16 protein-coding genes are annotated in these 19149 nt (G+C 47.2%); 15 read left to right on the top strand and 1 reads right to left on the bottom strand.

Annotated features, from left to right (window positions below):
• Positions 1-72 precede the first annotated feature (72 nt).
• Both UF05_RS22625 and UF05_RS22620 read left to right on the top strand, forming a co-directional pair.
• Positions 73-1443: an MATE family efflux transporter gene (locus tag UF05_RS22625; RefSeq protein WP_015296717.1), complete on the top strand. Its 1371-nt coding sequence runs from the start codon at positions 73-75 to the stop codon at positions 1441-1443.
• A 142-nt stretch (positions 1444-1585) separates the two neighbouring features.
• Positions 1586-2596, top strand: coding sequence for a DUF3080 domain-containing protein (locus tag UF05_RS22620; RefSeq protein ID WP_045545154.1), 1011 nt, complete (start codon positions 1586-1588; stop codon positions 2594-2596).
• Here UF05_RS22620 and UF05_RS22615 read toward each other — a convergent pair.
• The gene (locus UF05_RS22615) at positions 2586-3428 is read right to left on the bottom strand and encodes a DNA ligase (protein ID WP_017448527.1); all 843 of its coding nucleotides are present in this window, start codon (positions 3426-3428) and stop codon (positions 2586-2588) included. The two genes, UF05_RS22620 and UF05_RS22615, sit on opposite strands and share 11 nt — an antisense overlap.
• 376 nt (positions 3429-3804) lie before the next feature.
• Between UF05_RS22615 and UF05_RS22610 the strand changes: the two genes are divergently transcribed.
• From UF05_RS22610 to UF05_RS22550, 13 genes are all read left to right on the top strand, one after another.
• Positions 3805-4125 carry an STAS domain-containing protein gene (locus UF05_RS22610; protein WP_005454817.1) on the top strand — a complete coding sequence of 107 codons (321 nt, stop codon included), beginning with the start codon at positions 3805-3807 and terminating at the stop codon, positions 4123-4125.
• A 26-nt stretch (positions 4126-4151) separates the two neighbouring features.
• Positions 4152-5054 carry an OmpA family protein gene (locus UF05_RS22605; RefSeq protein ID WP_045545153.1) on the top strand — a complete coding sequence of 301 codons (903 nt, stop codon included), beginning with the start codon at positions 4152-4154 and terminating at the stop codon, positions 5052-5054.
• Positions 5055-5086: 32 nt separating this feature from the next.
• Positions 5087-7153 (top strand): SLBB domain-containing protein, encoded by a 2067-nt coding sequence (locus UF05_RS22600; RefSeq protein WP_231583843.1) that lies wholly within the window; start codon positions 5087-5089, stop codon positions 7151-7153.
• Positions 7153-7839, top strand: a complete 687-nt coding sequence (locus tag UF05_RS22595) for a CpsD/CapB family tyrosine-protein kinase (protein ID WP_021454342.1) — start codon at positions 7153-7155, stop codon at positions 7837-7839. The genes UF05_RS22600 and UF05_RS22595 overlap by 1 nt, the downstream gene beginning before the upstream one ends.
• 12 nt (positions 7840-7851) lie before the next feature.
• Complete coding sequence (locus UF05_RS22590; RefSeq protein WP_005454845.1) at positions 7852-8232, top strand: Hpt domain-containing protein; 381 nt, start codon at positions 7852-7854, stop codon at positions 8230-8232.
• 271 nt (positions 8233-8503) lie between these two features.
• Positions 8504-10048, top strand: coding sequence for a sigma-54-dependent transcriptional regulator (locus UF05_RS22585; protein WP_025631727.1), 1545 nt, complete (start codon positions 8504-8506; stop codon positions 10046-10048).
• Positions 10023-11093 (top strand): glycosyltransferase family 4 protein, encoded by a 1071-nt coding sequence (locus tag UF05_RS22580; protein WP_045545151.1) that lies wholly within the window; start codon positions 10023-10025, stop codon positions 11091-11093. The genes UF05_RS22585 and UF05_RS22580 overlap by 26 nt, the downstream gene beginning before the upstream one ends.
• A gap of 150 nt (positions 11094-11243) precedes the next feature.
• Positions 11244-12428, top strand: a complete 1185-nt coding sequence (locus UF05_RS22575) for a glycosyltransferase (RefSeq protein ID WP_029802279.1) — start codon at positions 11244-11246, stop codon at positions 12426-12428.
• 10 nt (positions 12429-12438) lie between these two features.
• Positions 12439-13611 carry a glycosyltransferase family 4 protein gene (locus tag UF05_RS22570; protein WP_045545150.1) on the top strand — a complete coding sequence of 391 codons (1173 nt, stop codon included), beginning with the start codon at positions 12439-12441 and terminating at the stop codon, positions 13609-13611.
• Positions 13604-15034 carry a lipopolysaccharide biosynthesis protein gene (locus UF05_RS22565; RefSeq protein WP_045545149.1) on the top strand — a complete coding sequence of 477 codons (1431 nt, stop codon included), beginning with the start codon at positions 13604-13606 and terminating at the stop codon, positions 15032-15034. Before UF05_RS22570 ends, UF05_RS22565 begins: the two co-directional genes overlap by 8 nt.
• Positions 15031-16395: an O-antigen ligase family protein gene (locus tag UF05_RS22560; protein WP_021486645.1), complete on the top strand. Its 1365-nt coding sequence runs from the start codon at positions 15031-15033 to the stop codon at positions 16393-16395. The genes UF05_RS22565 and UF05_RS22560 overlap by 4 nt, the downstream gene beginning before the upstream one ends.
• A gap of 113 nt (positions 16396-16508) precedes the next feature.
• Complete coding sequence (locus tag UF05_RS22555) at positions 16509-17633, top strand: glycosyltransferase (RefSeq protein ID WP_045545148.1); 1125 nt, start codon at positions 16509-16511, stop codon at positions 17631-17633.
• Positions 17630-19063 (top strand): GumC family protein, encoded by a 1434-nt coding sequence (locus UF05_RS22550; RefSeq protein WP_005455029.1) that lies wholly within the window; start codon positions 17630-17632, stop codon positions 19061-19063. Before UF05_RS22555 ends, UF05_RS22550 begins: the two co-directional genes overlap by 4 nt.
• Positions 19064-19149 lie beyond the last annotated feature (86 nt).

Here is a 19149-nt window from a genome sequence, read left to right as displayed (position 1 = left end):
AGTTCATCACATCTTTTGTCCTCGAGCACTCCCTTTCTTTCAATCTTATTGTTCCGCTCTGGAGTATTTTTCGTGCATCGCTATAAAGAAGAAGCATCGAGTCTAATTAAATTGGCTACCCCTGTATTGATCGCGTCTGTCGCTCAAACGGGCATGGGTTTTGTCGATACCGTAATGGCAGGTGGCGTTAGCGCAACTGACATGGCTGCGGTATCTGTCGCTTCAAGCATTTGGCTGCCATCTATTTTGTTTGGTATTGGCCTGCTTATGGCTTTGGTTCCTGTTGTGGCGCAGCTTAACGGATCTGCGCGTCGCGAAAAGATCCCATTTGAAATTCAGCAAGGTGTTGTCCTTGCGTTGTTAATCAGTATCCCGATCATTGGTGTGTTACTGCAAACACAGTTCATTCTACAATTGATGGACGTAGAAGCTGTGATGGCAGATAAAACCGTCGGCTACATTCATGCTGTGATTTTCGCTGTGCCAGCTTTTCTTCTCTTCCAAACTCTGCGCAGCTTCACTGATGGTATGTCATTAACCAAACCAGCGATGGTGATTGGATTTATTGGTTTGCTGCTGAACATCCCGCTTAACTGGATTTTCGTTTACGGTAAATTTGGCGCGCCTGAGTTGGGTGGCGTAGGCTGTGGCGTAGCAACCACCATCGTATATTGGGTTATGTTCGCGTTGCTGTTGGCGTATGTGATGACGTCATCACGACTAAAAAGCATCAATGTGTTTGGCGAATACCATAAACCACAATGGAAAGCGCAAGTTCGCCTGTTTAAACTGGGTTTCCCTGTTGCAGCTGCACTATTCTTTGAAGTAACACTGTTTGCTGTAGTGGCGTTGTTGGTATCACCACTTGGCCCAATCATCGTTGCGGCGCACCAAGTTGCGATTAACTTCTCTTCGTTGGTATTTATGTTGCCAATGAGTGTAGGTGCTGCGGTAAGTATTCGCGTTGGCCACCGTTTGGGTGAAGAAAATGTCGACGGAGCACGCGTTGCATCTCGCGTCGGTATTATGGTTGGTCTTGCTTTAGCAACGATTACAGCGATCATCACAGTACTGTCTCGAGAACTGATTGCTGAGCTTTACACCAATAACCCAGAAGTAATCACACTAGCGATGCAGTTATTGCTGTTTGCCGCCGTTTACCAATGCACTGACGCCGTTCAAGTCATCGCAGCCGGTGCGCTTCGTGGCTACAAAGACATGCGCGCGATCTTCAACCGCACATTCATCGCGTATTGGATTCTTGGCCTTCCTACTGGTTACATTCTTGGTCGTACAGATTGGATTGTTGAACCAATGGGCGCACAAGGTTTCTGGCTTGGCTTTATCATCGGCCTAACCGCAGCTGCGTTAATGCTTGGTGTCCGCCTTCGTTGGATGCACCGTCAAGAGCCCGATGTACAACTTAACTTTTCTCTGCAGTAATTCGGCTCACCATTGGTGACGGTTTACAACAGAACGCAAAAGCCAGCATTCGCTGGCTTTTTTGATCTCCATGGCCAGTTGTTAGGTATACTTTTTGACAACGTATTAATTGAGTAACACAAGCAAACAGATAAGGAAGTTTGTGAAAATCCTATTCTTCGCATTACTCGCTTTGCTCAGCGGTTGCAACGGTTGGACGAATCCAGAGCGCGCAATCTTTGAAAAGTACCATCAACGTTTGGCAAACGTACTCGACGTTCCTCCGAGAGAGCTTAACGAGGTTTCCACTATCACGATTCCTGATAAAAGGGCTTTGTATCAAGAGTTGCCAAGATTGTCGCTAGGGTTACTAGAGAGTTACCAGCTGCGTCAATGCGGCCTGTTCAACCTGATTGCGGAAAAGAACTCCCAATTGGGCAAAGTACAAGACCCTTTCCATGACCTGGATTACCAAACCACTTTGCTCAACACGCTCAATAGTTGTTTGACTGAATACCCCTTGAGCGAAGACGAACGCACGACATTAACTCGCCTGTATGAACAAAAATGGCAGCATCTTCCCGTTCATCTTGATAACGTTCTCCTCACAAGCGAAACCATGCGCAAGCAACTCACCGCTTCAAGTTGGTTATCAGCCAAAAGCCGCAATCAAACTGCTCATGTCAGTAAAACCTTTCATGCGTTAAATGCCATGTATGAGACGCCTAAAGGGGTCATTTCGCGCTTACCCTCTTTCTCCTTCGTGCAATATCAAGAGGAAATGGAAAAGTCTCGCTTGATGGGTAAGGTTTACTTCACTTTGAACAGCACTTCTGAGTGGCTTGATGTCACCACAAAATTGCTAGAAGAAAATCATGAGCGCATTGTGTGTGGAAAGAATCGAGACACCACACAATTTCGCTATTTGAAAAATGTTTTCCAGTCAATTTATGTTGAAGAAGTACAGCCATACCTCGCCTTTGTTGACAGTACATATCAGCAGTTGAATGATGGTGCAATACTCATTGAGCAGAGAATGGAACTTCATGGGGAAAGTTATGGCGTGATAAAAGCGCATGAGCAATTTAGAACAAAGACCCTCGAACATGTTAAGTTCTGGCAGGGTCTTTTTAAACGTTGTGGCGTGGTAGTGGGAAACTCACCTACTCCTTGAATCGTTCTCTCAAAAAGCGAGCAAATCTTGGTTTCCCCGTTTGGGTAAACCCGTTGTATCTAAACGTAATGGTAGAGCCGATTTTCGGCGGATGGCGACGAACTTCATCCGTAAAACCGCTGCCGATGTAAAACTCTGTACCATCTGGCAAACGCACGAGCATTGCGCCCATCATCCCAAGCAAACGCCCCGTTCCCGGTTTGTAACCAACCACTTGAGCTTCCGTGTCGGCGTAGCGCTTTAGCTTAAGTAAGTCGCTTCCTCTGCCCGCTTGGTAACGGCTCGACACTTTACGCAGCATCACGCCTTCGCCATCGGACAAGGAAATTTTATCCAGTTGAGCAAACAAATGTTGCTCGTTTTGGATGGCTCGGTGCTCAACGTATTTGATGTGGTGCTCATCAATATCAAACACTAAATCCTGAATGTTGTAATAACGTTTTCGGTAATCTCCTGCGGAATACGGCATGTCAAACACCATAAAATCGATTTCGCGCCACGCGCTATCAATTGGTGTTTTATCAAGAACGGTTTGCTGAACAATGTGAAAATTTCCGCGTCCGGCCCAAAGCTCACCATCCAATGGATAGTTCGGGAGTGACTCAGTGAACCACTCGGGCGCATAAATTCGGTTTCCGTTGCGGGTCACGAGGTGTTGACCTGTCCAGTAGGCTCGAATTCCATCGAGTTTCTCACTGTACCAATACTCAGAAACATCTATTCCATCTTGATAGGTTTCAGCAAGAGAGACGGGCGGAGCTATAGGTGTATTCGCTTGGGGCTGCGCAGATGCCATAACGGCAAGGGCAATCAATGTCATTTTTAATGGCATGGGGGAACCTTGTACAAAAAAGCATCTTTATTGAAACGTAACTCCACCGATTTACCTATTTGTCAGTGTTAATTATTCGACTCAGAACAATCAACATAAGTAATGGTTTGCAATGTAAATCATAAAGTTTAGACAGGTATTGCATTTGTTTTTTCAGCTCACGTTAATGGCACGGTTATAAAGCCAAACTCTCCTCTTCAATTTTCAATCTGCATCTAAATCATCGTTCATTTTTGATTCTCAAATTGAGAACTGGGCGTTTCTCAATTTGAACATCACACTGCCATCACTTTAATTGATTGAAATTATTGAATTTAAATTTTGGCACGCTCCCTGCTCTACGAGATTAGGAAAGAACCTAAATGGAGATAGGATCATGGAACTACGCAAACTTGAAATCACCCAAGACAAACTAGCGATTGAGATTTTTGGTGACTTGGATGCAAACGGCTGTCGTCAAGCCCAACATCACATTGATGAAGTAATTCACAACAATCATCACAAAGAAGTCGAAATCAACCTCCAGCACGTCCAATTTCTTGATTCCTCAGGGATTGGTGCCATTGTTTACTTATATAAGCGCCTAGTTGAACGTGAACGAAGCATGAGTATTGAAAACGTATCAGGTCAGCCATTAGAAATCATGAGCTTGCTACGTATCAACCATGCCATTCCCGTCAATTCAAAAGGACACTAAAAATACCGGTTTAAACGGAGGTTGGCATGGTAAATCTAATACGACGAAGTGTAGTTAGCGGTCTCGTTGTCGGCATGTTTGGTTGTTCGTCATTTGATTATCCCGATCATGGTCAGGGTGGATTGGCGGAAAGCTATCAAGATATTTCGATTGAGAACTATCAGTTCTCGCCTGTGATGCCAGATGAACCATTGGGCCCAGAGCATGGATTGCGATTCGATTGGCAGTTGACCAAGCTTCATCTCGACGCTTTGATTCAAGAAGGCGCTCGTTGGTGCTTCCCTGCTGCAGTGGTGCAAGCACTCGAGAAGCAAAATCGCATTGCTCGTGAACTAGAAGGCGGTTTACTGCTTGATGCCGCCAATGACCTGGTCATCCAGCGTCGTCGATTAAACCAGCTTGAGCAGCAACTCGACTACGTACTTACGCAAACCACTTGCACGCCGCCGGATGACATTGATGCACTAAGGAATGACCTAAACATCGTCGCCGATATTTATGCGCTGCTCAACGTCGATAATCAGTTTGCCATTGATTCTGCGGAGATCAATCCGAAGTACATGGGACACTTGGCAGAAGCCGCTTATATTCTGCGCGACCACCCAGCTCTGTCTCTGGTTGTCACTGGCCATGCGGACGTCACGGGTACACCTGAGCACAATAAAAAACTAGCACAGGAACGAGCCGAGCAAGTTAAACGATACTTAAGTGTGTTCGGTGTAACGTCAGACCGTGTACAAACCAAATCTGTTGGCGACACATTGCCTTTGTATGAGGGACAAACGCCAGCCGTCCGCCTAACCAATCGTCGTGTGAGCATCGAAGTTCTCAGCGAAAACTCTGATAGCAATGCGCCAATGAATCACAATTTACCTAACAAAGGCAACATGCCAACGAGCGCGAGCGGTTCGATAGGAGGCGCGTTATGAGCATTTTCAAAACGTTTTTTGCCTTGTTCGCGATGTGCGTGCTCGCTTGGGTAACCCCTCTACATGCCGCAGATAACGACACAGTAAAAGTTGGTGACTTAGTACAGATCAACCTGCCCGGCGAAGCATCGCTAAACCAAGGTTTTCAAGTGGACCGCCGCGGACGAATCAGCTTACCGGAAATTGGTCCGGTGTTTGTTGCTGGTTATAACGAGCAGCAATTGCAAGATGTCATTATTGAAACGCTGAAAACCGTCTATCGAGACGTGAATAACGCTCGCGTGTTCATTAAACAGCAACAACTGCTTGTCTCCGTGCAAGGCTACGTTGTTAAGCCGGGAGAATACACGTTGCCCGCAGGTTCTAACATCCAAATGTTTGTTTACGAAGCTGGCGGGCTCCGCGCAGGTGCACAGCTCGACAAAATGATCGTCAAACGTGGCGATCAGAACATCGAGTTCGATTACAAACGCTTTTTGGATACAGGCGACAACAGCCAGCTACCAAAACTGGAATCGTTAGACGTGTTATTTGTGCCTGCTTCCCCATTGGTCGGCAACATTGAGCAAGAGTTCGATGCAGCCAAACTCGCCAACTCTGGTGACAGTGCCGACTCCGCTCGCGCAATCAAAGTGTTCGGTGAAGTGAACGCCCCGGGTTCATTTACTTACAAGCCAAACACCACGCTTGTCGATGTAGTCATGCGCGCTGGCGGTGTTACTCGCTACGCGAGCGTTGAGCAAATTCGCGTGATTACGAACAACACACCAACTATGTTCAACTTGAAAACCTACCTAGATACTGGCGATCAAAGCTTGCTGCCTGAGATATTGCCCGGCGCAACCATCTTTGTTCCTAAGCAGGAAGAAGAGATAAAAGCTGGCGCGAACGTAGTTTATATCATGGGTGAAGTTGCGCACCCGGGAGCTTACGAAGGTAAACAAGGTGCGAGCTTTATGGACATTCTGGCAAACGCAGGGGGCCCGACTCGTTACGCAGAATCACGCCAAATACGAGTGATAAAAGCCGACGGTCAGGTGATCAAATTCGACTTAACGGCGCATACTGAAGGGCTCTCTTCCGTAGCGCCACCAAAAGTGAGCGCTGGCGACGCGATATTCGTACCGGAAAAAACCGACTTTAATGAAAAGTCATGGTTGAAAGTCGCACCAAGTCGTGCCGTTGCCGTAATGGGTGAAGTCGTTCGTCCAGGCCGAATCGAATGGTCAGATGAAATGGACCTCATTGATTTGCTGGCTCACGTTGGCGGCCCGACTCGCCGTGCCGACACCTCCAAAATTGAAGTGGCCAACAACGGTCAAATGGCGAATTTCGATTTAGACCAGTACATTTTAGATGGTTCGCCAGCGTCTAACTTGCCACTCGTATCTGCCGGCACGGTCGTGCGCGTTCATGCACTGCCAGATGACCCTTCCGACAACAAATCTCAATGGGTCAGCCAAAGCTCAGACGCGTCCATTTACGTGTTTGGTCAAATCAACGCACCTGGTCGCTATCGCTTCACGGACGAAATGCACTTTCTCGATATTCTTTCGGCCGCCGACGGCCCGACGATGGATGCCGATATCCACAATATTCGCGTGACTCATCGCGGCTTAGGCTACGCAAAAGTGAGCAAACTAAATCTGTCGATGTATTTCGAAACGGGAGATGAATCTATCCTGCCAGACGTGCGCCCTGGCGACACTATTTACATTCCGGAGAAAAACAAAAACTGGCTCGACCGTTCTAAAGAATCCACCGTGCGCGTACTGGGTGAAGTACGAGATCCGGGACGCTACGTGTTCAACGACAACATGACGGTTTTAGACTTATTAGCAGAAGCTGGTGGCCCAACAAACAGCGCTTACCTTGAGAAAATTAGCATCGTCAATATGTCGTGCTGCCAAGGCCAAGCGAGAACGTTCGACCTCGTAAACTTCAGCAAAACCGCCAACATTTACGATCTGCCTGTCATTCGAGCTGGGGATACGATTTACATTCCTCATAAAGATGAAAGCTTTGCAGAAAAAGCGCGCGCTGGTTTGAGAGACATTCTTCAAATCACCACCACCATCGTGTTAATAGGAGCGCTGTAATGACCATTCCTGCGACTCATGCCGAAATCGAGCAAATCTATCTGCAAAGTGAACAAAAGGGTCACAGATCGATTTGTGTGGTGGGCTGTAAATCTGAAGAAGGCGTTACGTCTATTGCCTCTTCTCTTGCCGAGCGCCTTATCTTGGCAGGTTACAGTACGTTATATGTGGACTTGAACTTATTCAAACCCGCGTATCACACGGTGCACGAGTTTGATGATGACGCAAATGTCGGTCATTTAATTACGCGCGAAGATGCGCACCAAACGCTGGTGGGATTACCTGCCCCGTCGTTGGCAAGCACCAAACTGGCGTATCGAGATCCAACCGCACTGAGGAAAAACATCGAGACATGGTTATCTCAGTATGATCGAATTGTCATCGACACCTCTCCGTTGCTCAGTGTGAATAAGAGTAACATTCCACCGCAAGTCATCGCGGGAGTTTGTGATGCTACGCTTCTGGTTGCTCATTATGGGTCTACGACGACAACGCAACTTGAGCAAGCCAAAAAGCTGCTTGAAGCAAGCGATGCCAATCTGATTGGCTCGGTACTAAACATGAAACACACTCCGAGCCTAAAAGACGAGCTGATTCGCCAAGTCGAAAAGCTGCGTTTTCTACCGAAAAAATGGAAAGACAAACTGGCCCAGCAGATTAAAAAAAGTGAACTGTTTATGTTATAGGGAGCGCTTATTATGAATTCCAATACTGCACAACACATTGAACAAGAGTTGGTTGATGAGCTCATTCTCCAGCAAATGATTAAAGACACCTGCGCGGAGATCATTCCCACGTTGATTGAACACTATATCGAAGAGTCTCGCGAACGGATGCAAAAAATTGAGCGGGCGTTGGGTGAGCATGATCTAGAAAAACTCGAGTTTGAAGTCCATACACTCGGCAGTTCTGCACTGGCATTAGGCAATCGCCCATTATCTCGTCAAGCCAGAAGCATCGAGAAACATTGCGTCGAAGGTAAAACCCAACAAGCATTGGAGCTGTGTGCAGCATTGCCTTTACTGGCTGAACGTTCGTTTGAAGCGCTCAACCTGCGCAAGGCTCAAGGTTTTGAGTAACAAGAAGAAAACCCGCAAAACCATATGAACCATCGCACTTATTATAGTGCGATTTGGTCTTCATCTTTTAAAATTCATACCGCGCTTAATCAATTAAAAAGTAAAGAATTTTCGCAATATCCCTGCCCTGTGCTAATACTTAACTATAACTTTTCTCAAATTGAGAATCTTCTAGCGACTTGAGGATGCTTATCTATTTTTTCTTTCTCATCAATCTCCAAGTGAGCTGGCAGAATCATAACAATGAATCAGATTAAGTTGGGATAGGACTATGAGACCAAGGGTGTTATTGGTAGAAGACTCTACCTCATTAGCCATACTTTATAAGCAATATGTGAAAGATGAACCTTACGACATTTTCCATGTCGAGACAGGTCGTGATGCCATTCAATTCATTGAACGCAGCAAGCCTCAACTGATCATTTTGGATTTAAAACTTCCAGACATGTCGGGTGAAGACGTGTTGGATTGGATCAATCAAAATGATATTCCCACTTCGGTCATCATCGCCACCGCACACGGTAGCGTCGACTTAGCTGTAAACTTGATACAAAAAGGCGCTGAAGACTTCTTAGAAAAACCCATCAATGCCGACCGTCTTAAAACCTCTGTGGCACTGCATCTAAAGCGAGCCAAATTGGAAGACTTGGTAGAAAACATTCAGTCTACCTTCGATCGCCACAACTATCATGGCTTCATTGGCTCAAGCCTACCGATGCAAGCGGTATACAAAACGATAGATGCCGTCGCACCAACCTCGGCCAGCGTCTTTATCGTCGGTGAAAGTGGCACGGGTAAAGAAGTGTGCGCCGAAGCCGTTCATCGCCAAAGTGATCGCAGAGACAAACCTTTCATCGCCATAAACTGTGGTGCGATACCACGAGATTTGATGGAAAGTGAGATTTTCGGTCACGTTAAAGGAGCGTTTACTGGCGCAACCACAGACAGAAAAGGCGCAGCAACATTGGCCCACGGTGGGACGCTATTTCTCGACGAGCTGTGTGAAATGGAACTGGAAATGCAGAAAAAGCTACTGCGCTTCTTACAAACGGGCACTTACACCCCACTTGGCGGCACAAAAGAGATGAAAGTCGATGTACGTATCATTTGCGCCACCAACCGAGATCCACTTACAGAGGTGGAAGAAGGACGCTTCCGCGAAGACTTGTATTACCGTGTTCACGTTGTGCCGATTGATATGCCACCTTTGAGAGAAAGAGGAAGTGACATTGTCACGTTAGCCAAGCATTTTCTAACAACTTACGCCAAAGAGGACAAGAAAAAATTCTCTAACATTGATACCGAAGCGCAGCACGTGATCAAACATTACGAATGGCCTGGTAACGTAAGGCAGCTACAAAACATCATTCGTAATATCGTGGTACTCAACAATGATGAAAAAGTCACGGTGGCTCACCTGCCCGCTCAGTTAACTCAAAAGAAAACGCAGGCAAGAACCGTAACCCCTGTGCACGTCGAATCATCAAGCCCGAGCAACAATCTCAACGGACATAATGCTCCAGCGATGCAAACACAACCCATTGAACCAGTGCAACCTGTTCAAGAGGTGCCTGCTCAACAAACACAGCCTACTGTCGGCGTTGAAACACCGAGTCATTCCTTATCGCCGTACTTTAATGCAGACGGAAGTATCCGACCAATGTGGCAAGTCGAACGTGAAGCGATTCAAAACGCGATCGCCTATTGTGATGGTAACGTGCTCAATGCCGCTGTGATGCTGGAGCTAAGCCCTTCAACGGTCTATCGTAAAAAACAAGCGTGGGAAGCGGATGAAGTTAATCTCGAACAATCCTGATTTACCCATTGTGGGCGAAGTTTGGATTTTTGTTGATAGCCGCATTTTTGGCGGCATCGAAAGCCACATATTAGAGCTGGCAAAAGGCATTCTCGCGTTTGGGCACGCCGTGCGTATAGTGTTGCCAACGGAATACATACCTCAAGCGCAGCTTGTAGAAAAAGCGCAAGCGGCAAACATTCCCACCAGCTATTTGCCGCAAATATCTGGCGTTCCTTTGAATACAATTGCGATCAAGCACCTCACCAGCGCTGTCGCGCATCACCAACCGAGTGTGCTGCACACTCACGGCTACAAGGCGAGCATACTGGCTCGCACCGCCAAACTGCTCACTCGCACTTTTCCGCGTTTGGTCTCAACTTATCATGCAGGTGAGTCGTCATCGGGCAAACTGTGGCTTTACGACGGGTTGGACAGATGCTCAGGCTATCTCTCGGATCACTGCTTTGCAGTAAGCAAAAGTATTCAAGATAAAGTGCTCTGCCCCTCGCAACTGCTCAATAACTTTGTCGCGCTACCAAGCATGAACAACCATTATCAAGAGATCTCGTTTGTTGGTCGCTTAAGCCATGAAAAAGGCGCAGATCAATTTATAGAGTTAGCGAAAGCCTGCCCCGATTATCGCTTCTCTATCTATGGCGATGGGCCTGAGCGACAAAACTTAGAGACAACCGCACCAGCGAATGTCATTTTTCATGGTCATCAAGCAGACATGAACGCGGTATGGGAAAATATCAGCGTATTGATCATCTCTTCTCGCTTCGAAGGACTACCCATGGCGGCACTTGAGGCAATGGCACGCGGCATTGTGGTGATCAGTCTAATGGTCGGACGTTTACCCGACATCATTCAATCCGGCAACAATGGCTTTATTGCCGATGATGTCCCCGCTCTCGCGCTCAATCTACAGTACTGGATGACGATGGAGAAAAGCCAACAAGAACGAATCCGTAAAAACGCACGCCAAACGATCGTAGAACAGTTCTCAACAGAGAGCGTTATTCCCGTATTGCTAACGCAATATCAAATTGAGATGGATAACTAACCCATATTGGTTCTCAAATTGAGAATTTGTCTCGCTGCCTCTTTGTTTTCATTTCCTCACCTATACATTTCAATCACTTAAACCAATAGCATATTTTGGCATCTCGGTTGCAGTAGTCGAATTAGATTAACGATAAGACCGAGGTGACTTATGACTACTCCAAAACGCATTCTTTACGTTCATTATGGTGATAACTGGATTCGCGGCAGTGAAGTGGTACTACTCGATCTTATCTTGGGTATCGACCGAGACAAGTTCGAGCCAATTGTCTGGTCGAACTGCCAACCTCTGATTGAGAAATGCCAAGATCTTGGTATCAAAGCAGAGCACTCTACGTTCAATCTCGTCGGTGGCTGGTGTGCGCCGCGCTGGGACATTACAGGTTGGAACAACCTAATCAAACAGGGTTCTGCGCTGATTGAAAAGCACAATATCGACCTTGTTCATGTCAACAGCGGCGGCCCTTGCCAATGGATGTGCTTGGCTGCGCGCATGAACCATGTACCTCTAGTCACGCAATTGCATTGTCACTACACGTTGCGCGATCGTTTTTCGCTTGGCTTGCACCTTTCGCCAAAATTGATCTGTGTAAGCAAAGATGTAGGCCGTGAAATTCTGCGCGATGGTTATCCAGAAGAGCAACTGCACGTAGTGCACAACGGCGTCTCTTTGGATGACTCTGAAGCGCCTATCGACATCAAAGCGCGCTTGGGGATTCCTGCTAATGCATTCACCTTCCTTTCGGTTGGTTCGCTGATCAAACGCAAAGGGTTCGATCGCCTCATTCATGCTATGCGAATGCACAACTACCATCAAACCAATCCACATCTCGTGATTGTCGGCGACGGTGAAGAGCGCGAAAACTTGAAGCAATTAGTTACCGACCTTGGTATGCAAGACCGCGTGCACTTCGTCGGAGAACAGACCAATGCAGGCGCTTGGATGTCGGGCAATGCTGACGCTTTCATTAGCGGCGCATACGAAGAGGCTTTTGGTCTAGTCGTAGGAGAAGCGGCATTAGCAAAACTGCCAATCGTAGCACCTAAAACTGGCGGTATTCCCGAATTGTTCGAGCACAACCATAGCGCCCTTCTTTATCCAAACCAGGGCATGGCTGGACTGCTGAATGCGATTCAATTGGTCATGCAAGATGCCGACTTGCGAGAAAAACTGGCTGAAAATGCCTACCTACATGCTAGCCAAAACTTGACCACGACCGCTTCCGTCAAAGCGATTGAAGCAATTTATGAAACCGAGCTGGAAAACAAAACTGTTGTACCGATGCCAATGGCGCAGTGCATGAAACCCCTTTCCCGCTGGTTGAGCATCAACTGAGGAACAGATCATGAAACGTGTATTGATGTTCGATGCGATTCCAATGCAAGGCGGCTCAAAAATCGCCAATGCAGAGCTACTCAAACAGTGCAATAAGCTCAACGTTGTTGGTTATTTGGTGACAACAAAGCCCGAGCATTGGACGCCACTTTTGGAAGACACGCCACGCATCCAGATTCTCAACATAAAAGCGGCGCCGTTTTGCTCCACTCATGGCCTTATCTATTGGTTGATGAACGCGTTTTACCTGATTCAACTGCTCAAGGTTTGCATGAAGCTGCCAAAAATAGATTGGTATTTGGGGCTTTCTTGCCCAAGCAATGACATGCCTTTGTACCTGATGAGATTGTTCAGCCGCAAGCCAGTGGTACAAATGATTCACGGACCTGTTGGCGTCGCAAGATCGTCCGGCTATTGCTTAGTAAAAGCCAGCGCTATCTACTATCTGTCGAACACTCGCGAATCCTTGATTAACGCGTTGCAAGCCTATTTAAAAACACCAAAACCTGCGACGGAAAGATATTGGAGCACATTGAACGCCTCCACATTTGTGAACGGCCTTTCTCGCGAACGCTGGCCGAAACAAGCCAACCCAATCTCCAATCGCGTGTTTTGGGCAGCGAGTTTGTTGAAATGGAAAAACGTGGATTTACTGCTGGATGCCCTAACGTTAGAAAACACCACCACCATTCAATCTACCATTTGTTACATCAAACCGAATGTACCAGGCGTTGAATATTCCACTCCGGATTTTAATACCAAAGGGGTCGATTGGTATGAATCTCCAAACAACCTCAACGATTTGCGCGCACAGTGTGGTGTTTTTGTTTCCACCAGCGTGAACGAACCTTTCGGGCTTTCCATTTTAGAAGCACTGGCGTCCGGTATGTGTGTGGTTATCCCTCACGATGATAGCTATTGGGATCGCGTATTGACTCATGGAAAGAACTGCATCAAATACACACCGAATAATGCTGCTTCTCTGCACAACGCGATTCTTCTGCTTAATGAGTCACCGTGGATGAAGGTCACAATGGGACTTGAAGCCTTAAATGTCGCACAGCTATACAGCGCTGAACGCTGTTACATGCCAATCGCTCAATATTTATGTTCAGAGCATGCGCCAACCAGTCATCACGGTGCCAAAGCGCGAAACAACGTCAAAGGATATGACCATGTCTAAAGCAATGACCAACATGTCACTTTTCGCGATTGCGTTGGTGATCAACAAAAGCATCAGCTTACTCATGTTGCCTGTGCTTCCGCACTTTTTGACGCCAGAGCAAATGGGCAAACTCGAGCTACTGACCACTTTTGGCGTAGTGACAACCTTGTTGGTCAGCTTTGCTTTGCACGAAGCACTCTATCGTTTTGTCGGCGTGGAGAAAGACGCACAAAAAAGAACCGTTTCTCTCAACCAACTTTATTCATTGTCGGTGCTGATCGCCGGCGCGGTGGCTGCGATTCTCCTGTTACTGATTGCGTTGCTTCCTATTCCTGAACCTTTTACGCGCATCGAATTTGCTGTTGTCACGCTTGCCATTGTTCTGGAAGGCAGCATTGCGATTGGCACGGCTTGGCTGCGCACGCAAGATGACAAAGCCAAAACACTGCTTCAAGTGATGGTGACGACGACTCTACTGCAAGTCACGTTTATCGTCGCGGCGCTTGCGCTGCACCCGCATGTCATCTCGGTGCTGATTGGCGGTCTTATCGCTGCGGTCATGCAATTTGTTTGGTTACACATCATCAACCGTTACACCCTTGCTCTGCCTCAGATTGCCTTAGCCAAGCAGTATTTGAATTACAGCCTACCAGTAATGCTGTCTGCGCTTGTCGCGTTTTGTTTGAATGGTGCCGAGCGCTGGTTCATCGGCGCAAATGCTTCGTTGGCGACGTTAGGCATTTATGCGATTGCGGTTAAGTTCGCAATGGGTATGTGTATTTTGGTGCAGCCATTTGGCATGTGGTGGATGCCACGACGCTTTACGTACCTCGAAAATGGTCGAGATAGTGAAGCCGTGCGTGTTTCCCATTTAGGGATGATTTATGTTTCTGCGCTCAGCGTGGTTGTAGCGACACTGGCAATGGTCATGATCACGAACTTCTTGCCAAAAACCTACCATGAAGCGGTACTTTACACGCTGTTCTTGCTACCGATTGCGATGCTCAAGGAATGGAGCGAATTGTTAAACATCGCCATTCTTTTCAAACGCAGAACCCGATGGTTGCTTGGTATTAATGTGGTTTCTGCCTTCGTTGCGATTGGGTTGCTGTTTGGTTTGTCTTCTCTCGGTATTTTTGGCGTGTTCATTGCGTTGTACTACGCGCAGCTTTGTAAACTCGGCTTAACTTACGCGGTTGGCCAACAGTGTATGACTCTACCATTCCATTTGAGTTTGATGGTTTTACTTCAAATTATCTCAGGTGTGGCACTGTTCCTGCTTCACTCTTCACAATCGATAGGAATCGCCATCGCGATTTGCATTTTGACATGCAGCCTGCTGGCAGGACTCGCCGTTCGTTACATGAGTAAAGAAACCCGCAGCGCATTAAGTCAGCAATTCATTCGATGGCGCGGACAAGTGAAGAGATATTCGATATGAGCTCAACCGATGTGAGAACAAAACAATCCATTGCAGCGCTGACGATCACCGTCGTGATTGCGTTGCTTTGGATCGTGATGCCTCACCCCATTTTGATTGTGGCAGTGTGCTTTGCACCGTTGGCATTGCTATTCGTCCTCAATCAAACCTTTTGGCTCGTGACACTGTTCGTTATCTTTTCCTTTTTCCGTATTCACGAAGCGTTTCCTGCCATTTACAGCTTTAAAATTCCATTGCTTTTATCCCTTGGCGCGTTAGCTGCGCTAGCTTTTCATCTACTGCTGAGTCGCCAACTTACGGCATTCTGGCACCCTTCACTCAAGTGGCTGTGCATTTTCTGGGGGCTAGTTATCATCGGGATTGTGTTCGCCTCTAGCCGAGATATTGCCATCACGGTATTTAAAAATACGTATTGGAAAATCATTGTGATGACCTTGGCGATCACTTGGCTGATCACCAAACCACAGCAGCTCGCTCAAATGTCCAAAGCGATCATCGTCGCCGGCATGTTGATTGGGTTAGTCGCGCTTAACAACGCAGCGAACGGCATTGATTTAGTCGAAGGCACTCGCGTGTCGATTGGGCGTTCCATTGGTTCAGTGCTGGGCGATCCTAACGACTTGGCACTCGTGTTAATGTTTCCTCTCGCCTTTACCGTCAGTCAATTGATGGAAAAACGCTCGCCAACCCTATTACGACTCTTCGCGCTTATCACCTGCTTTATCCTGTTTTTCGCAGTGATACAAACACAAAGCCGTGGCGGTTTGTTGGGATCGCTCTCTGTGTTTGCTTACTTCGCCTTTAAACACATCAAAAGCAAAACCTTGGTTTTGGTTCTTGGGGCAGTTGCGGCTTTAGCCTTGTATGCTTTTGCTGGGATTTCGGGGCGTGAATCCGGCGGCGCAGCAGAAGATGGTATCGACGCATCAGCGATGGGTCGTTTGTACGCATGGGAAGCGGCTTTCAAAATGGCACTCCACCACCCGTTTACTGGAGTAGGATTAGATAACTTCTACTTCAACTACTATTTCTACAGCCCACATTGGGATGGCATCAACCACGCGGTGCACAGTACATGGTTTGGTGTGTTAGCGGAAACCGGATTTGTCGGGCTAGCGGTATTCATCACGCTGATCGTCTCGTTGATTCGCACCTCTTTAAAATCCATTTCGCTGCTCACACCCGATTCCGATTACGCACTGACTGTTGGCGCAAACGCGGTATTGAGCGGCCTTATCGGCACCATTGTCTCGGGTACGTTTCTTACTCAAGGCTTTACTTGGCCAATCTACATTCTTGCCGCGCTCACCGTGGTGGTCAGTCGTATCGTTCAATCTGATTGTCAAAATGAGAAATCCTAATCCTTTCATTTTGACAACAATACAACCAGCTGTTTTTAAAGGCTAAAATCCTTGGCACGCATTGTGATTACTCCTTCTATAAAAACAAATCTTAAGAACTCAAGGAGAAACACATGACGGATATCGTAGTATTTGGCGAAGACTTCGGCGGCCTACCATCATCAACGCAGCACATCGTTCAGCGACTTGCCACCAACCATCGCATTCTTTGGGTTAATTCCATCGGCTTAAGACAACCAAAACCGACGGGTAAAGACATTCAACGTTTAGTGAGCAAGATTTCCCGCGCAATCAGCAATACTGGCTCAGATAAGCCAACCATGCATTGTGATGCGGTAGACAACATTTTCACGGTAAATTTGCTGACAATACCGGCTCCACACTCTGCTTTTTCAAGAAAAGTGGCAGCGAAGATGATGCAGCACCAACTAGAAAAACACTTAAAAGCGTTGAACTTCGACAACCCACTGCTTTGGACATCCCTACCAACCGCCGCTGATGTGTGTAATGCCATGAATAAACGCGGGCTGATTTACTACTGTGGAGACGATTTTGGCGCGTTAGCGGGCGTTGATCATCAAACCGTTTTGGAGCATGAACGCACACTGGTTGATAGCGCCGATTTTATTCTTGCTGCAAGCGACAAGCTGGCCGCTCGATTTCCGGATAATAAAACCACAACGCTGCCACACGGGGTCGATTTCAGTCTATTTTCAACGCCTGCAGAAAAGGCAAGCGACTTGCCGAACAATGGCCGTAAAATATTGGGTTTTTATGGCAGTTTGTCTGACTGGCTGGACTATCGTTTGATCGACCAAGTCGCCCAACACGCACCGGATTGGGATTTGGTTTTTATTGGGCCGAATGAGTTTGCCCACAATCCATTACCACAGAGAGATAACGTTCATTACTTGGGGCCTCGCGCGCATCATTTATTGCCAAGCTATTCCCAACACTGGGACGCAAGTTGGCTACCGTTTGTCGACAACGCACAAATCAAAGCGTGTAACCCGCTCAAACTTTTGGAGTATTTGGCAACGGGCAAGCCCGTTATTAGCACGCCATTTCCGGCTCTGATGCCTTACAAACACATGTTACACATCGTCGCCGACGTCGAAGACGTGTGTGCCAGCCTAAGTCACCTGCTGCCACCACCAAACGGCTCTACATCTTATGTCCAACAACAAAGCTGGGAAGCAAGAGCAGACCAAGTTGAGAAATTAGTGAGGGCACTATGAGCGATTTACGAGAAAACATCAGCGTATTACTGCATGGCGCGTGGCGACGTCGCTATATGATTGTCATTCCGATGCTTGTGCTACCTATCCTTGGTTTTGGCGTAAGCAAGCTCGTTCCAACAACGTACGTCGCACACACCAGCATGTTGATTCAAGAAACAGCAAAGATGAATCCGTTTCTGCAAGATATTGCCGTATCAACCATGCTTAAAGACCGTTTGAGTGCGTTGAGTACTTTGCTGAAAAGCCGTCACGTGCTCTACTCTGTCGCAAAAGAGCAAGGGCTGATTGACGATGACATGGGCGCGAAAGAACAAGAATTCATCATCAAAGATCTTGCTTCGCGCTTGTCTGTTCAACAACTGGGTAAAGACTTTATCCAAATTCAGCTAAGAAGCGGTAAAGCACAAGGAATGGAGTCAATGTTAACGTCGGTGAGTAACCGATTTGTTGAGCAACTGTTGGCACCGGAACGCTCGTCGATTAAGGATTCCAGTCATTTTTTGACCATCCATATCAATAAGCGAAGAGAAGAACTCGACAAAGCCGAGCACGCTTTTGCCGAGTATAAAAACACCTACTCACACGCAACACCAGAAATGCAAGCCCAAAGCTTGACCCGCCTAGCCAGCTTAAAGCAAACCTTGGCGGAGAAAGAAGCCGAGCTTGCCGGTGTGACTCGCAGTTTGGGGAGCTTGGACCAACAGCTTTCCAAAACCAACCCCGTCATCGGTAAGATTGAAGAACAAATTATCGAGATCCGAAGCGAGCTTACTCTGCTCCGCGCCAAATACACCGAAGCGCACAGCCTAGTACAAGGAAAATTGCGCGAATTAAAACGCTTAGAGCAAGAACGCACAGTTCTGCTCAGTTCAAAACAGCCAGAGCTGAACAGTAACCAATTGTGGGACATTGCGAGTAACGCCACGGTAAGTAGCCTTGGAGAAGCGCAGCCATTGCTCGTGTCTCAACTGCATCAACTGCAAATCATGCGTAGCCGTTTTGAATCACTCACCGAAGAAACCGTCAGCTTGCAAAAGATGATTCAAGAGTTAGAAAGCAATGCACATCGCTTTGGTAGCACCGCAACAGAAATCAACCGTTTAGCACGTGATGTCGCCGTAAAACGTGAAATGTACGACGACCTCGTCGAGCGTTACGAAATGGCGCAATTGACAGGATCGCTTGGTGTGTTTGAAGAAAACAAACGCGTGAAGATCATTGATGCGCCATTCACTCCGACAATTCCGTCTAATCTACCAAGTATTGTATTTATCATTCTAGGCTTTATCGGTGGTGCCGGCCTTGGCGTTGGTCTAGCCACCATACTTGAACTGGCAGATAACTCGGTGCGTTCTCGCCGAGCATTAGAAAAACACCTGGGCGTTCCGGTGATCACCACCTTGCCTAAAGTGACGTTCGCCAGTTAACTCTCCTACTCACCATGACGATAAAGCACTCGTTGACCCGAGTGCTTTTTCTTTGCTACGCCACGTTAATTTACCGCATGGTTTTG

It is taken from the genome of Vibrio sp. S457-15, from assembly GCF_000960545.1.
Lineage (GTDB): Bacteria > Pseudomonadota > Gammaproteobacteria > Enterobacterales > Vibrionaceae > Vibrio > Vibrio parahaemolyticus.
This window is presented reverse-complemented; position numbering and strand designations above follow the sequence as displayed.

Coding starts and splice junctions, on each gene's coding strand:
- UF05_RS22615 (WP_017448527.1), bottom strand. CDS start 3,428: ATGCCATTAAAAATGACATTGATTGCCCTTGCCGTTATGGCATCTGCG.
- UF05_RS22610 (WP_005454817.1), top strand. CDS start 3,805: ATGGAACTACGCAAACTTGAAATCACCCAAGACAAACTAGCGATTGAG.
- UF05_RS22605 (WP_045545153.1), top strand. CDS start 4,152: ATGGTAAATCTAATACGACGAAGTGTAGTTAGCGGTCTCGTTGTCGGC.
- UF05_RS22600 (WP_231583843.1), top strand. CDS start 5,087: ATGTGCGTGCTCGCTTGGGTAACCCCTCTACATGCCGCAGATAACGAC.
- UF05_RS22595 (WP_021454342.1), top strand. CDS start 7,153: ATGACCATTCCTGCGACTCATGCCGAAATCGAGCAAATCTATCTGCAA.
- UF05_RS22590 (WP_005454845.1), top strand. CDS start 7,852: ATGAATTCCAATACTGCACAACACATTGAACAAGAGTTGGTTGATGAG.
- UF05_RS22585 (WP_025631727.1), top strand. CDS start 8,504: ATGAGACCAAGGGTGTTATTGGTAGAAGACTCTACCTCATTAGCCATA.
- UF05_RS22580 (WP_045545151.1), top strand. CDS start 10,023: ATGAAGTTAATCTCGAACAATCCTGATTTACCCATTGTGGGCGAAGTT.
- UF05_RS22575 (WP_029802279.1), top strand. CDS start 11,244: ATGACTACTCCAAAACGCATTCTTTACGTTCATTATGGTGATAACTGG.
- UF05_RS22570 (WP_045545150.1), top strand. CDS start 12,439: ATGAAACGTGTATTGATGTTCGATGCGATTCCAATGCAAGGCGGCTCA.
- UF05_RS22565 (WP_045545149.1), top strand. CDS start 13,604: ATGTCTAAAGCAATGACCAACATGTCACTTTTCGCGATTGCGTTGGTG.
- UF05_RS22560 (WP_021486645.1), top strand. CDS start 15,031: ATGAGCTCAACCGATGTGAGAACAAAACAATCCATTGCAGCGCTGACG.
- UF05_RS22555 (WP_045545148.1), top strand. CDS start 16,509: ATGACGGATATCGTAGTATTTGGCGAAGACTTCGGCGGCCTACCATCA.
- UF05_RS22550 (WP_005455029.1), top strand. CDS start 17,630: ATGAGCGATTTACGAGAAAACATCAGCGTATTACTGCATGGCGCGTGG.